This window comes from Micromonospora deserti (assembly GCF_003236335.1).
Lineage (GTDB): Bacteria > Actinomycetota > Actinomycetes > Mycobacteriales > Micromonosporaceae > Micromonospora > Micromonospora deserti.
Map to the genome: position 1 here is coordinate 1 of NZ_POUB01000159.1, position 13845 is coordinate 13845.

The window sequence follows — 13845 nt, forward strand, 5'->3', positions numbered from 1 at the left end:
CCCGCCACCCCTGCCCGGTCCTGTCGCCCCGCTGCTCGACCGGGTCCGCGCCGGCCGGGTGTTCGGCCGGAACGTCTTCTCCACCATCGACGTGCTCTGGGTGCTCTACGACCGGATCCTGCGGATCACCCCCGAGACGGTCGAGGACCCCGACCGGGACCGGTTCCTGCTCTCCAAGGGGCACGCGGTCGCCGGCTACTACGCCGTGCTCGCCGCCAGGGGCTTCATCCCGGTCGACTGGCTGGACGACCAGGGCGGCCCGGCGAGCCGGCTCGGCGACCACCCGGACCGGCTGCTGGTGCCCGGGGTGGAGATCGGCTCCGGCTCGCTGGGCCACGGGCTCGGGCTCGGCGTCGGCACCGCGCTCGGACTGCGGGCCCAGGGCCTGCTCGCTCCCCGGGTGTACGTGCTGCTCGGCGATGCCGAGCTGGACGAGGGCTCCAACCACGAGGCGATCGCGTACGCCGGGGCGACCGGGCTGGCCAACCTGACCGCGATCGTGGTCGACAACTCCTCGGCCACGCACGGCTGGCCGGGAGGCGCGGCGGCCCGGTTCACCGTGAACGGCTGGACCGCGGCCACCATCGACGGGCGTGACCACGACGCCCTGCACACCGCCCTGACCGGGCAGGACAACCACCGGCCGCACGTCGTCGTCGCGGTCGTCGACTCCGGGGAGTGACCGTGCGGGAAACCTTCATCGACACCACCAGCGCGCTGCTGGCCGAGGATCCGCGTACCGCGCTGGTGCTGGCCGACATCTCCGCCGCCGCGTTCGCCCCGGCCGCCGGGGAGCACCCCGACCGGGTGCTCAACGTCGGCATCCGGGAGCAGCTGATGGTCGGGGTGGCGGGCGGGCTCGCGCTGACCGGGCTACGCCCGATCGTGCACAGCTACGCGCCGTTCCTCGTGGAGCGCGCGTACGAGCAGCTCAAGCTCGACCTGGACCACCAGGGCGTGGGCGCGGTGCTGGTCAGCGTCGGCGCCTCGTACGACCGGGCAGCCGCCGGCCGCACCCACCTCTCCCCGGCCGATGTCGCGCTGATCGACACGCTGCACGACTGGACCGTGCACGTACCCGGGCACCCGGGCGAGGTGCCGGCGCTGCTGCGCGCGGCGGTGGCCGCCGAGGGCTCGGCGTACCTGCGGCTCTCCGTCCTGCACAACGACCGGCCGCGCGGCGGCGACGGCGCGCTCCAGGTGGTGCGGGATGCCGGGCCGGGCGCGCCGTTGCTGGTCGCCGTCGGGCCGGTGCTGGACGCGGCGCTGGCGGCGGTGGCGGACCTGGCGGTCACGGTGGCCTACACCCACCGGCCCCGGCCGTTCGACGGCGCCGGGCTGCGGGCGCTGGCCGGCACCGAGGTGATCCTGGTCGAGCCCTACCTGGCCGGGACGTCCAGCCGGGTGGTGTCGGCCGCGCTGGCCGACCGGCCGCACCGGTTGCTCGCGCTCGGCGTGGGGCGGGCGGAGCTGCGGCGCTACGGGTCGCCGGAGGACCACACCGGGTGGCACGGGCTGGACGCCGCCGGGCTGCGCCGTTCGGTCAGTCGGTTCCTGGAGCCGGCGCTGGTGCCAGCCGGCGGCTGAGCTGTCGCACCCGACGCGGGATAGGTTCGCCGGGCGGGCGGGCCGGCGCGGCGCTCCGGTCGTCGCCGGTCGTCGGCCGGCGGGCGGTCAGCGGGCCGGGGCGCCGACGGGACGGCGGCGGGTGCGCTCGCGGCCGAGGATCCAGAGCGCCTCGACGCCGTCCTTCCAGGTGATTTTCTTGCCCTCCTCGCGGCCCCGGGCACGGTAGCTGATCGGCACCTCGTACGGGCGGATCCGGCGGCGCAACAGTTTGCCGGTCACCTCGGCCTCCATCCCGAAACCGCGGGAGCGGATGTCGAGCGAGCGGTAGAGGGCCACCGGCATCAGCTTGAAGCAGGTCTCCAGATCGCCGATGTAGGAGTTGAACAGCACATTGGCCGCCATCGTGACGCCCTTGTTGCCCATCACGTACCAGAAACTGTAGGCGCTGTGGCTGCCGAAGGTGCGATTGCCGTAGACCACCGTGGCGCGGCCGTCGAGCACCGGGTCGAGCAGCTTGGGGATGTCCTGCGGGTCGTACTCCAGGTCGGCGTCGAGGATGACCAGGTACTCACCCTCGGCGTTGTCGACCGCCGTCTTGATGGCCGCGCCCTTGCCGGCGTTGCGCTGGTGGGTGATGACCCGCACGCGCGCGTCGTCGGCCCGGCCGAGGATCTCCCCGGTGCCGTCCCGGCTGCCGTCGTCGACCACGACCAGCTCGATCTCGCACGGGTAGTCGACCGCCAATGCCTGCTTGAGGGCATCCGCGATGCGTTCTTCCTCGTTGTAGACCGGCATGAGGATCGAGAGCTTCACGGGAATCTCCACGGTGGCGACAATATGTCGGCCCTAGCCTAGCCTGGCTGGTCAGCGGCGCGGTGCCCGCCACCGTGGGCATCGACCGTCGCGGCGTCAGCCGGATGGTGTTTACTTCCCGCCATGTCGGCAGCCGGCTACCCGCTCGCCCTGGCCCCCGTCGCCGTGATCGGACTGCTCACCCTCGCGCTGCGGCCGTACCGCGACGAGGTGGTGGCACCGCTGCGCCTCGCCGTCGTCCGGGCGGCACTGGTCACCGGAGCCTTCGCGGTGCTCACCGTGGAGCTGCTCGGCGCGCTGCGGCTGTTGACCCTGCCGGCGTTCGCCACGGCCTGGCTGCTCCTGGTCGCCGTCGCGGGCGCGGCCGCCGGGTGGCGCCGCCGCCGGGACGCCGGCCGCCGTCCGGCCGCAATCGCCGCCGCACCACGCCAGGAACTGGTCGGCGCGGCCACCGGCCCGTCCGGCGACGCCGTAGCAGCCCCGCCACCCGGTGAGGAGTCGCCGTCCCCGGGCTCCACGCCGGTACGGCCCGGTCGCCGACCGGCCGGCTGGGCCCGGCTGGCGGACCTCTGGCGTACGGCGAGCCGTGGCGAGCGGCTGCTCGCCGGCTCGGTCGGCGGGCTGGTGCTGGTCGAGCTGCTGATCGCGCTGCTCGCCGAGCCGAACAACTTCGACTCGCAGACCTACCACCTGCCCAAGGTGGAGCACTGGGTGGCGCAGGGCGACCTGGACTTCTGGCCGACCGCCATCCACCGGCAGGTGACCATCCCGCCCGGCGCCGAGTACCTGCTGCTGCACCTGCGCCTGGTCACCGGCTCCGACGCGCTGCACAACCTGGTGCAGTGGGCCGCCGGGGTGGGCGTGCTGCTGGTGGCCGCCCGGATCACCGCCCAGCTCGGCGGCGGCCGCCGGGCCCAGCTGCTCACCGCGTTCGTGCTGGCCACCACGCCGATGGTGGCGTTGCAGGCGACCAGCACCCAGACCGACCTGGTCTGCGCCGCCTGGGCGGGGTGCGCGGCCACGCTGGCGCTGGACGGGCTGCGCCGGCGTGCCGGGGTGGGGACGATGCTCGGGCTCGGGGCGGCGGCCGGGCTGACCGCGGTCACCAAGACCAGCGGCCTGATCGCGGTCGGTCCGCTGCTGGTGCTCTGGGGGCTCGCCCAGCTCCGGCTGGCGTACGTCGGCCGGCGCGCGGTCCCGGCCGGCGTGGCCCGCACGGTGGGCGGGTCGGTGCTGATCCTGGTGGTCGCGGCGGCCGTGGTCGGGCCGTTCCTGGCCCGGGTGACCGCCGAGTTCGGGCACCCGCTCGGCCCGCCGCGGCTGCGCGAGTCCATTCCGATGGAGCGGCACGACCCGCCGTCGATCCTGGTCAACGCGCTGCGGATCGGGCATACCGCGTTCGACACCCCGCTGGCGCCGCTGCGCCGGGCCGGGGCCGAGGCGATCATCGCCGGCGCCGGGCTGATCGGGGTGGACCCGCAGGACCGGGCGACCACCTTCGGGCAGGAGACGTTCCCCGTGCCGTCCTGGTACCCGGACGAGGACCGGGTCGCCTTCCCGCTGGCCGGGGCGCTGGCGCTGCTCGGTGCCGGGCTCGCGCTGGTCCGGCCGGGCCGGGTCAGCCCGGCGCAGGCGGGGCCGCTGCGGGCGTACGCCGTGGTGGTGCTGAGCGCGGTGTTGCTGCATACCGCGATGATCAAGTGGCAGCCGTGGGGCAACCGGTTGCTGCTCTACGCGTTGACCCTGGCCGTGCCGCTGGCCGGGCTCTGGCTGGACGCGCTGTTCCGCCGGGCCGCCGCCCGGAACCGGGGTGGCCCGGTGGGCGCCGGAAACGCGGCCGCCGGCCGGGCGGTGCGCTCGACCGGCGGCCGGTCGGTGGCGGCCGGGCTGGCGGTGACCGTGCTGGCCACCTGCGCGCTCGCCGGGGTGCTCGCGGTCTCGTACGGCTTCCCGCGCCGGCTGGTGGGCGCCGGCTCGGTCTTCACCACCGGCGAGTGGGACACCCGCTTCCTGCGCCGTCCCCAGTGGGCGGAGGAGTTCCGCTGGGCGGCCGGGGCGGTCCGCGCCGCCGACGCCCGCCGGATCGGCCTGGTGCAGCAGAACGACAACTGGGAGTACCCCTGGTGGCTGCTGCTGCGCGACGCGGGCGGGCACCCGCCCGAGCTGGTGGCGCTCCAGTCGGTGCTGCCGGACCGCCCACCGGCCGACCCGGCCTCGGTGGACGCGATCGTCTGCACGGGCAGCCGGCCGGCGTGCACCCGGCTGGTGCCCCCGGGCTGGCGGCTGGAGTTCCGCGGGTACGTCGGCTACGCCCTGCCGCCCGGCCGCTGACGCCGGTCCTTCGCCGCCCGCTCGGTGCCGCCCACCGGTCCACCACACCCGGCTGCGGCCGGTTTGCCGGGATCACCCGGTTCGGCACACCACGCGTAACAATTCTGAGACGTATTCACATACCTGCATGACGCGCGTTACCGTCCGGTAACTCGATCGACGTTCAGCGATCGAGCCGAAAGGAGTGCGTCGATGCTTGGTTACCCTGCCAGGCGCGAACGGACGACCCGACGGCGGGCCCTCACCGCCGTGGTCGCCACCGCTCTCGTCCTGCCGATGCTCGCCGGGCCGGCCTCCCCCGCCGCCGCCACCGACCGCCCGACCGTCCAGCCACTCCCCAGCAACCTCGAGGCGATCCGCGCCACCGAGGCCACCGCCCTCTACGGCACACCCGCCATCCGCCCGCTCGACCAGCGCCGCACCGCGCTGATCACCATGGGCGACAGCGAGATCTCCGGTGAGGGGGTCGGCAACTACGTCCCCGGCACCCACCAACCCGGCAACTGGTGCGACCGCTCGTACGACCAGGCGGTGTTCCGCACCGGCATCGCCGCCGACGAGAAGTACAACATCGCCTGCTCCGGCGCCACCCCGTGGAACCTGATGGCCGGCGGTCCCACCCAGCACAACGAGCTCAACCAGGGTGACTACCTGGCCATCAAGGCCCGCAACACGCACGTCAAGCTGATCTGGGTGGTGGTCGGCGCGAACGGCGAGGGCACCATCCAGTTCGGGCCGGTCGCCACCGACTGCGCCATCCGCCGGGTCTTCTTCCAGGGCCCGTGCTACCCCACCTACACCGACCAGTGGACCATCCGCACCGACGGCAGCCGGCGCGCGGTCGAGGACGCGCTCAACGACATCCGGCAGACCATGACCAGGGCCGGCTACCTGCGCTCGGACTACGAGCTGGTGCTCATGTCGTACCCGAGCCCGGGCAGCCCGGACGTGGAGGACAACCCGAACTTCCCCGGCTGGTACGCCGGCGGCTGCCTGATCTACCTGGCCGACGCGGCGTTCGCCCGGAACAAGGCGGTGCCGATGTTCGAGTCGGCGCTGCGGACGGCGGCGGCCAACACCGGCACCCGCTACCTCGACGCCAGCCGACTGTTCCACGGCCACGAGGTGTGCACGGACAACACCGCCGTGCGCGGTCTCTACATCGAACTGGGCATCTGGGACGAGAACGCGGCGCGGCAGTCGTTCCACCCGAACTACCGGGGACACGGCATGTTCGCCCAGTGCATCACCCAGTTCCACGCCTCCGGCCAGGATCGGGCCACCTGCGTCGACCCGGCCAGCACCGGCAGCGGGGTGCTCTACCCGGGCCTGTTCGAATTCAAGCAGCTGCGCAACGATGCCACCGGCACCTGTGTGGACGGCAAGGGGTACGACTCGCGCAACAGCACCCCGCAGCAGTCGTACGGCTGCCACGGCGGGCGCAACCAGGGCTTCTGGTACGACCCGACGCGCCGGTCGCTGCACTCCGAGCTCTCCCACGACCGCTGCCTGGACGTGGCCGGCGGCTCGCTCAGCGCCGGCACCGCGGTGAACATCTACGACTGCCACGGCGGCGCCAACCAGAAGTTCGTGCTGGCCGGTAAGCAGATCAAGCCGGCCGGCAACACCAACCTCTGCCTGGCGTTCGACAACCCGTGGCTGGGCACGCCGCGGCTGCGGCTGGCCACCTGCTCGACCAGCACCCGCCAGCAGTGGTCGTTCGAGTCCCGCAACTTCGCCAACCCGGTCGGCTACGGCCACGACGACTTCATCGGCTCCCGGGTGTACTGAGCATGGGTGGGCCCGCCGTCCCCGGCCGAAGGATCAAGCCTGGCCGCCCGGAGCCGGGGACGGCGGGCCACCCCGCACCGCGCAGTCCCGTGCGGCCGGAACGGCCGTTCCCCGTGGGGACGGCCGCTCGTAACGGGTCGGTCAGCGGAGCACCACGGGGCGGAGCGGCGCGGGACGTGCGTCCGCCGGCGCCTCGCCGATGGTGGCGACGATCCGCTCCCGGTGCGTCCGCAACCGGGTGCGGAAGGCGTGGTTGAGCAGCGCGTCGAGCTGCCACACCTGCTTCGGGTGCCGGGTACGGATGACGAACCGTTCACGGATCCCGTCGATGGCGGTGGCGGCCAGCTCCACCGAGTGCAGCCGGGGGTCCGGGCTCCACGTGACGTTGCTGAGTTCACGCAGCTCGGTGTTGAGGTGCAGGCGCAGCCGGTGCAGCACCCGGGTCTGCTGGGTGACGACCAGCCGCTTGTGGGTCAGCAACAGCAGGTACTCGCCCCCCAGTGAGCGGTCCGGGCGGCTGCACCGGGTGATCAGGATGGTGGCGTCGCCGGAACCGACGCAGCGGCGGAACACCGGCATGTGTCTGCTGGCGGTCTGCACCGCGAGACCAGCCTCGGCGGCGGCCGGGAGGAACGTTCGGGAGAACACGTCCATGACCTGCCCAACGACGGCCCGGCCCGGGTGACGTGGGTCACGCGCAAATTGCAGAACGTGCACTCCCCCGCGTCGCACCACCAGTCCGTCGCGCCGCCGGCGGCCGATCAGCGGGTCGGGAACGCCCCGAGCCGGCGGAGCACCCGCGACAGGTCGGCGCGCCACCGCGGCGGCACCGTGGTCATCCGGACCGCGTACGGCGGCTGGGTCAGGTCGAGGTAGTTGCTGTCGATGTTGATCCGGACGCCGCCCCAGGTCTCGTGGTGGTCGCCCTGGTACTGCTTCATCCGGCGCCCGGGCCAGAGGTCGGCGGGCAGGGCCGGGTCGGACGTCGTCCGCACGCCGTCCCAGCGGGCGAAGTCGAGCACGTCCGGGCGGGCGTGACCGGCCCGGTGGTAGGCCGCCACCTGGTCGGCGAGGCCCGCCGAGGTCACCTTGGTGTAGAGGCCGGACAGGAATCCGTGCTCGTGCAGCCGGGTGGTCCACGCGCTCACGAACTCGTCGACCGCGGCCGTGCAGGCCGCGTTGCCCGCCGGGTAGTGCTCCATGTCCAGGATGATCGCGCTCCGGACGGCCAGGCCGAGGTTCCGGGCGTTTCCGGCCGCGTCGTCGGCCGCCTCCCGCCCCTGGGCGGCGGCCCGCGCCGGGTCGATCCGCCGCTGGTACGTCGAACAGGGCGCCTGCAGGCCGACGTAGAGCGGGAAGAGCCGCCAGCCCGCCGCCTGCTGGGTGCTGACCCAACTCCGGGTCAGGTTGGGCTGCGCGCAGCCCCGGTTGACCCCGCCGATATAGATGCCGACCGCCCGGTACGGCGACTGGAGCCACGCCTTCATCGCCGCGTTGGACGGGGCGGCGCAGGTGTCGAAGCCCAGGCCGGTGAAGGTGCCCGGCTGCGGCCCGTAGTAGCCGGCGGCGCGCGCCGGCCGGTCGGCGCCGGTCACCGCCGCTGCGGCGGCGAGGGTCACGGCCGCCAGGGCGGCGAGCACCCGCCGCGCGGCGCGCCGCAGGGCGCTGGGGCTGGTCGTCACGGATCTCCCCGATCTCGGCGAAGGCGGTTGGCCCGGCGGTCGCAGCTCGCCGCCGGCCGGGAGGAATCCTGCCCGCCCGGCCGCCGACTGTCCATCCCGTACGTCCCGTCGCCGTGCTGGCGGCGGGCCGGGCCGGTGTCGCCGGGTGGGCGGGTCGGAGCGGATCCGGCTCCAGGAATTCCGCCAGCCAGCCGGGGCACCGCGGCGTAATCGGCCCGGGCCGGGGCGAGGGAACTTCGGCGCCGGTCCCCGCCCGGGCCGGCGCACGGCTCAGAGGAGCTCGACGATGGTGGCGTTGGCCATGCCGCCGCCCTCGCACATGGTCTGCAGGCCGTAGCGGATGCCGTTGTCCCGCATGTGGCCGAGCATCGTCGTCATGATCCGGGCACCGGACGCGCCGAGCGGATGGCCGAGAGCGATGGCCCCGCCGCGCGGGTTGAGCCGCTCCGGGTCGGCCTCGGTCTCCGCCAGCCAGGCCAGCGGCACCGGGGCGAACGCCTCGTTCACCTCGTACACCCCGATCTCCTCGATGCCCAGCCCCGCGCGGCGCAGCGCCTTCGCGGTGGCCGGGATGGGCGCGGTGAGCATGGTGACCGGGTCGTCGGCGGCGACCACGGCGGTGTGGATCCGGGCCAGCGGGCGCAGGCCGTGCCGGCTGGCCCACTCGGAGGTGGTGACGGCGAGGGCCGCCGCGCCGTCGGAGATCTGCGAGGCGGACCCGGCGGTGACCACGCCGTCGGGCCGGAACGGGGTGGCCAACTCGCCGAGCTTCTCCAGCGAGGTGTCCCGCCGGATGCCCTCGTCGGCGGCGAACTTGCCGCCGTCGGCCAGGGCGACCGGGGCCAGCTCCGGGTCGAAGGCGCCGGCGTCCTGCGCGGCGGCCGCCTTCTCGTGGCTGGCCAGCGCGAACTCGTCGAGCTGGGCGCGGGAGAACCGCCAGCGCTCGGCGATCAGCTCGGCACCGACGCCCTGGTTGAACGGGAGCGGCGAGTCGCCGGCGAAGCCCTCGACGCCCCGGTAGCGGTCCCGGACCGCGTCGCTGAACGGGCTGGCACCGGCCACGCTGGACCCCATCGGCACCCGGGTCATCGACTCGACCCCACCCGCGACCACCAGGTCGACCTGGCCGGAGAGCACGGTGGCGGCGGCGAAGTGCAGCGCCTGCTGGCTGGACCCGCACTGCCGGTCGAGCGTGGTGCCGGGCACCGACTCGGGCCAGCCGGCGGCGAGCACGCCGTTGCGGGCGATGTTCCACGACTGCTCGCCGACCTGCGACACGCAACCCCACACCACGTCGTCGACCTGACCCGGGTCGATGCCGGTGCGCTCGGCGAGGGCGCGCAGCACGTACGCCGAGAGGTCGACCGGGTGCACGGCGGACAGGCTGCCCTTGCGCCGCCCGACCGGGGTGCGTACCGCGCCGACGATGACTGCGTCACTCATGACTACTCCCCGGTAACTTGAGCTGCCCCGATCCTACGTCGTTGTCGGGCCGGTCGTCCTCCCCCGGTGCCGCTGGCATGCTGAACGGATGCGTGCACACCCGTCCTCGTCCCGGCAGTGGCGGGTACCGGCCGCTCTGCCGGTGCTCAAGCTCGCCGGCGCGGTCGCGCTGCTCGGGCTCGGGCTGCTCTTCGCCGACGGCGCCCCGGTCCCGGTGGTGCTGGCCGGCCTGGCCGCCGCCGGTCTGGCCGGCTGGGCGGTACGCGACCTGGTAGCGCCGGTCCGGTTGGCGGTGGACGCGGAGGGCGTCACGGTGGTCCAGGGCTGGGCCGGCCGGCGCCGGCTGCCGTGGTCGGCGATCGAGGCGGTCGGTGTGGACCGCCGCCCCCGGCTGGGGCTGGTGAGCGAGGTACTGGAGATCGACACCGGAGAGTCGCTGCACCTGTTCGGCCGGTACGACCTGGGCGCCGACCCGGCCGAGGTCGCCGAGGCGGTCAACGCGGCCCGACCCGCCCGCTGATCAGCCGAGCAGGACCGCGGTGCGGACCAGTGCCAGGCCGACCAGCGCCACCACGACGACCGCCCCGCCGGCGAACTGGAACAGCGACCGCCGCATCCGCGGGGCGTACGCGAGCACCAGCGCCATCACCGCGCCGGTGACCAGGCCACCGAGGTGCCCGGCGATCGAGATCCCGGGCACGGTGAAGGTGAAGACCAGGTTGATGATGAGGATCGGCAGGATCGCCGAGGTGTCCCGGCCGAGCCGCCGCATGATCACGAAGATCGCGGCGAAGAGGCCGAAGATGGCCGTCGACGCGCCGACGGTCGGCGGCTGGTTCGGCGCGTTGAGCAGGTAGACCGCGACGTTGCCGCCGAGGCCCGAGATCAGGTAGAGCGCGAGGAAGCGCGCCCGGCCGAGCACCGCCTCGAGTTCGCGACCGAGCACCCAGAGCGCCCACATGTTGAGCAGCAGGTGCACCACGCCGTAGTGCAGGAACATCGCGGTGACCAGCCGGTACCACTCGCCGGCCGCGACGCCGTGCGCCGGGCCGAACGGCACGTACGAGGCGTGGCCGAGCACCCCGCCCCACTGGGTGAGCGGGGTGGTGCCGCCGAGCAGCCCACCGAAGCCCGTTCCGCCGGCGGCGGCGTCCCCGCCCCGGTCGGCGGCGATGGACAGCAGCATGACCAGCACGTTGAGCGCGATCAGGGTCTTGGTCACGTAGCCGTGCCGGCCGGCGGCACCGCCACCGAAGGCGGTACGCGCCGGCCGTACGCTGCGACGGCCCTCGTTGACGCACTCCGGGCACTGGAAGCCGACCGACGCCTCGCGCATGCAGTCCGGGCAGATCGACCGGTCGCAGCGGGTGCACCTGACGTACGTCTCCCGACCTGGGTGCCGGTAGCAGACCGGCGTGGTCGGCGGCGACTCGCTCACCGCGACCGCCGCCCGTCCGGGATCGCCGACCCCGCGGATCCACTCCCCGCCCGCACCGTGCCGCCGCAGACCCCGCGGCGGTTCCGCCCTCCGGAGCGCTCAGTCATGAGGGCAAAGGTACCTCGCGCGCCCGTCAACCAGCGTTGCGCTCGATCTCGACCCGCTCGATGACGACGTCCTGCAGCGGCCGGTCGCTCGGGCCGGTCGGGGTGCTGGCGATCGAGTCGACGACCTTCGCCGACTGCTCGTCCGCCACCTGCCCGAAGATGGTGTGCCGGTTGTTCAGGTGCGGCGTGGGCGCGACGGTGATGAAGAACTGCGAGCCGTTGGTGCCCGGCCCGGCGTTCGCCATCGCCAGCAGGTACGGCCGGTCGAAGCGCAGTTCCGGGTGGAACTCGTCGGCGAACTTGTAGCCGGGCCCACCGCGACCGGTGCCGGTCGGGTCGCCCATCTGGATCATGAAGCCGCTGATCACCCGGTGCGAGATGGTGCCGTCGTAGTACGGCCCGCTGCCCGGCTGGCCGGTGCGCGGGTCGATGTACTCGCGGTTGCCCTCGGCCAGGTCGACGAAGTTCCTGACGGTCTTCGGGGCGTGGTTGGGGAAGAGCTCCAACCGGATCGGGCCGGCGTTGGTGTGCAAGGTGGCGTAGAGAGCCTCAGCCACGGGTACTCCTCACTCGTTGGTCAGTTCCATGCGGATCCTCCCATGTGCCCGATCTGGTCATGCGGAGGCATCTGAAGGTGGAGGATGTCGGAGGAACAACTCCCAGGAGGTGGGACCGTGTTTGGAATCGGGCGGCGTAAGTCTCAGGGGCAGCTGGCCAGAGCGGAGCTGAACCAGGGCGTCGGTCACCTGATGCAGGCCGCCAACCATGCCGCGAAGGGCGCCGGCGCGACGGTCGGCCCGCGGGTCCACGCGGCCCGGAGCTACGTCGCGCCGACGGCGGCGAAGCTGCGTGACCGGGCCGCGACCGGCTGGGGGTCCACGCTCACCACGCTCGCACCGCTGGCCGCGGCCGCCCGCGACGGCGCCGTGCAGCCGGGTTCGATGACCAGGAAGGCCAAGTCGAAGAACATGCGGATCAGTGGAAAGAAGAAGCAGTCCCGCCGGCGCGGGTCCATGATGACCGGTCTGCTCGCGGCCGGCGTGGTGGCCGGCCTGGCCGGTGCGATGGCCATGCGTCGCCGTCGGGAGCAGCGGGAGTGGGCCGAGTACGACCCGACCCGCACGCTGGAGCCGATCGGCGACGAGGTCGACACCATCGAGGTGCGGACGGCCTCGCCGCGCGGCACCACGATGACCGAGACGTCGACCATGTCCAGCGGCTCCGGTGCGGTCGGTGGCCCGACCGCCGGCAGCTCGGCCGTGGCCGGGGGCGACAGCGCCAGCGCCGGCAAGCAGCCGGCGGTGCACGCCACGGACAAGGTCCCCTCGGTCGCCGAGGGCGCGACGGACGTCTCCGGCCGCCCGGCGGACGACCTGACCAAGGCGCTCGGCAAGGACACCGCCAAGACCAACGGGCGCCGCTGACCGGAGCACGCGCCGCGCCCGCCGGTCCCCGAGATCTCGCACGTCCTGCCCCGACGGCAGCCGCGAACGCCGGACGCGGGGCCACACAGTGCGGGATCGCGGGGATCCTCCGGTCAGAGCCAGCCGTTGCGGCGGAACCAGCGGTAGAGGGCGATCGAGATGGCCAGCATCAGGGCGAGCACGACCGGATAGCCGTACGTCATCTTCAGCTCGGGCATGACCTCGAAGTTCATGCCGTAGATGCCCGCGATGGCGGTCCAGACCGCGGCGATGGCGGCCCACGCGGCGATCTTGCGCATGTCGTTGTTCTGGTCGACGGTGACCTGCGCCAACCGCGCCTGGAGGATCGAGTTGAGCAGGTCGTCGTAGGAGTTCACCTGCTCGACGGTCCGACTGAGGTGGTCCTGCACGTCCCGGAAGTAGCGGCGGATCTCCTTCGGCACCTCGCGGTTCATCTGCGCGGTGAGGGTCATCAGCGGGCGCTGCAACGGCGTCACCGCCCGCTTGAACTCCACCAGTTCCCGCTTCATCTGGTAGATCCGCTGGATCCGGCCGGTGGCGTGCCGGTCGAAGACCTCGGCCTCCAGCGTGTCGAGGTCGTCCTCGATCTGGTCGGCGACCTCCAGGTAGAGGTCGACCACCCGGTCGGTCACCGCGTACGCCACCGCCCAGGGGCCGTGCAGCAGCAGCTCCTGCTTGCCCTCCAGGTCGGCGCGCACCGGGGAGAGCCGGCAGGCGTCTCCGTGCCGGACGCTGACCATGAAGTGCGGGCCGATGAAGAGCATCACCTGGCCGGTTTCGACGACCTCGGAGTTCTCGGTCAGCTCGGCGTGCTCGCAGTACCGGGCGGTGCGCAGCACCAGGAAGCTGACCTCGCCGAACTGCTCCAGCTTGGGGCGCTGCTGGGCCTTCACCGCGTCCTCGACGGCCAGCTCGTGCAGGCCGTAGGTGGCGGCGATGGCGGTCATCTCGTCCAGCTCCGGCTCGTGCAGGCCGAGCCAGACGAAGCCGTGCTCCTCCCGCCGGGCCGCGGCCAGCGCCTCGGCGTAGTGCCAGTCGCCGGGCTGCCGGCGGCCGTCGACGTAGAGGGCGCAGTCCACCACCGCGCTGCGCCGGGGATCGGCCGGTGCCGGGGTGCGCTGGGATCCGTCGGGAGTGAGCCGGCGGGTCATCGCCCGCACCGGCGCCGCCCAGTCCCGGGGCCGGAGCACCCGACCGCCGTTCGGCGCCACCGCCCGCCCCCGCTC

13 protein-coding genes are annotated in these 13845 nt (G+C 73.5%); 6 read left to right on the plus strand and 7 right to left on the minus strand.

The window, feature by feature from the left end:
- Positions 1 to 10 precede the first annotated feature (10 nt).
- On the plus strand, positions 11 to 682 hold the full coding sequence (locus tag C1I99_RS20630; protein WP_111135873.1) for a thiamine pyrophosphate-binding protein: 672 nt from the start codon (positions 11 to 13) through the stop codon (positions 680 to 682).
- Positions 683 to 684: 2 nt separating this feature from the next.
- Positions 685 to 1587 carry a transketolase family protein gene (locus tag C1I99_RS20635; protein WP_111135874.1) on the plus strand — a complete coding sequence of 301 codons (903 nt, stop codon included), beginning with the start codon at positions 685 to 687 and terminating at the stop codon, positions 1585 to 1587.
- A gap of 87 nt (positions 1588 to 1674) precedes the next feature.
- On the opposite strand, the gene C1I99_RS20640 is transcribed toward C1I99_RS20635, so the two are convergent.
- Entirely contained in the window at positions 1675 to 2382 is a 708-nt protein-coding gene (locus C1I99_RS20640) for a glycosyltransferase family 2 protein (protein WP_111135863.1), read from the minus strand.
- Between the two features lie 123 nt (positions 2383 to 2505).
- On the opposite strand from C1I99_RS20640, the gene C1I99_RS20645 reads away from it, so the two are divergent.
- The gene (locus tag C1I99_RS20645; protein WP_111135864.1) at positions 2506 to 4713 is read left to right on the plus strand and encodes a glycosyltransferase family protein; all 2208 of its coding nucleotides are present in this window, start codon (positions 2506 to 2508) and stop codon (positions 4711 to 4713) included.
- Between the two features lie 192 nt (positions 4714 to 4905).
- Positions 4906 to 6504, plus strand: coding sequence for a ricin-type beta-trefoil lectin domain protein (locus C1I99_RS20650; protein WP_111135865.1), 1599 nt, complete (start codon positions 4906 to 4908; stop codon positions 6502 to 6504).
- A 141-nt stretch (positions 6505 to 6645) separates the two neighbouring features.
- Here the strand turns inward: C1I99_RS20650 and C1I99_RS20655 are convergent, their stop codons facing one another.
- From C1I99_RS20655 to C1I99_RS20665, 3 genes are all read right to left on the minus strand, one after another.
- A complete protein-coding gene (locus tag C1I99_RS20655) occupies positions 6646 to 7158 on the minus strand; it encodes a hypothetical protein (protein ID WP_111135866.1) in 513 nt (170 codons plus the stop codon).
- Positions 7159 to 7265: 107 nt separating this feature from the next.
- Complete coding sequence (locus C1I99_RS20660) at positions 7266 to 8186, minus strand: DUF1906 domain-containing protein (RefSeq protein ID WP_233512614.1); 921 nt, start codon at positions 8184 to 8186, stop codon at positions 7266 to 7268.
- A gap of 270 nt (positions 8187 to 8456) precedes the next feature.
- Positions 8457 to 9629 carry an acetyl-CoA C-acyltransferase gene (locus tag C1I99_RS20665; protein WP_111135867.1) on the minus strand — a complete coding sequence of 391 codons (1173 nt, stop codon included), beginning with the start codon at positions 9627 to 9629 and terminating at the stop codon, positions 8457 to 8459.
- Between the two features lie 88 nt (positions 9630 to 9717).
- On the opposite strand from C1I99_RS20665, the gene C1I99_RS20670 reads away from it, so the two are divergent.
- Complete coding sequence (locus tag C1I99_RS20670; RefSeq protein ID WP_111135868.1) at positions 9718 to 10149, plus strand: PH domain-containing protein; 432 nt, start codon at positions 9718 to 9720, stop codon at positions 10147 to 10149.
- Here the strand turns inward: C1I99_RS20670 and C1I99_RS20675 are convergent, their stop codons facing one another.
- Together C1I99_RS20675 and C1I99_RS20680 are read right to left on the minus strand one after the other, a co-directional pair.
- Positions 10150 to 11067 carry a rhomboid family intramembrane serine protease gene (locus C1I99_RS20675; protein ID WP_111135869.1) on the minus strand — a complete coding sequence of 306 codons (918 nt, stop codon included), beginning with the start codon at positions 11065 to 11067 and terminating at the stop codon, positions 10150 to 10152.
- A 133-nt stretch (positions 11068 to 11200) separates the two neighbouring features.
- Positions 11201 to 11731, minus strand: a complete 531-nt coding sequence (locus C1I99_RS20680) for a peptidylprolyl isomerase (protein ID WP_111135870.1) — start codon at positions 11729 to 11731, stop codon at positions 11201 to 11203.
- Between the two features lie 84 nt (positions 11732 to 11815).
- Here C1I99_RS20680 and C1I99_RS20685 point away from each other — a divergent pair, with 84 nt between their 5' ends.
- Entirely contained in the window at positions 11816 to 12598 is a 783-nt protein-coding gene (locus tag C1I99_RS20685; protein WP_111135871.1) for a hypothetical protein, read from the plus strand.
- Between the two features lie 113 nt (positions 12599 to 12711).
- Here the strand turns inward: C1I99_RS20685 and corA are convergent, their stop codons facing one another.
- The gene (gene corA, locus C1I99_RS20690) at positions 12712 to 13830 is read right to left on the minus strand and encodes a magnesium/cobalt transporter CorA (RefSeq protein WP_111135872.1); all 1119 of its coding nucleotides are present in this window, start codon (positions 13828 to 13830) and stop codon (positions 12712 to 12714) included.
- Between the last annotated feature and the right edge of the window lie 15 nt (positions 13831 to 13845).

What these genes read in the sequence shown, in the direction of transcription:
- C1I99_RS20685 (WP_111135871.1), top strand. Translation starts at nt 11,816, where the DNA reads ATGTCGGAGGAACAACTCCCAGGAGGTGGGACCGTGTTTGGAATCGGG.
- C1I99_RS20670 (WP_111135868.1), top strand. Translation starts at nt 9,718, where the DNA reads ATGCGTGCACACCCGTCCTCGTCCCGGCAGTGGCGGGTACCGGCCGCT.
- C1I99_RS20650 (WP_111135865.1), top strand. Translation starts at nt 4,906, where the DNA reads ATGCTTGGTTACCCTGCCAGGCGCGAACGGACGACCCGACGGCGGGCC.
- C1I99_RS20665 (WP_111135867.1), bottom strand. Translation starts at nt 9,629, where the DNA reads ATGAGTGACGCAGTCATCGTCGGCGCGGTACGCACCCCGGTCGGGCGG.
- C1I99_RS20655 (WP_111135866.1), bottom strand. Translation starts at nt 7,158, where the DNA reads ATGGACGTGTTCTCCCGAACGTTCCTCCCGGCCGCCGCCGAGGCTGGT.
- C1I99_RS20645 (WP_111135864.1), top strand. Translation starts at nt 2,506, where the DNA reads ATGTCGGCAGCCGGCTACCCGCTCGCCCTGGCCCCCGTCGCCGTGATC.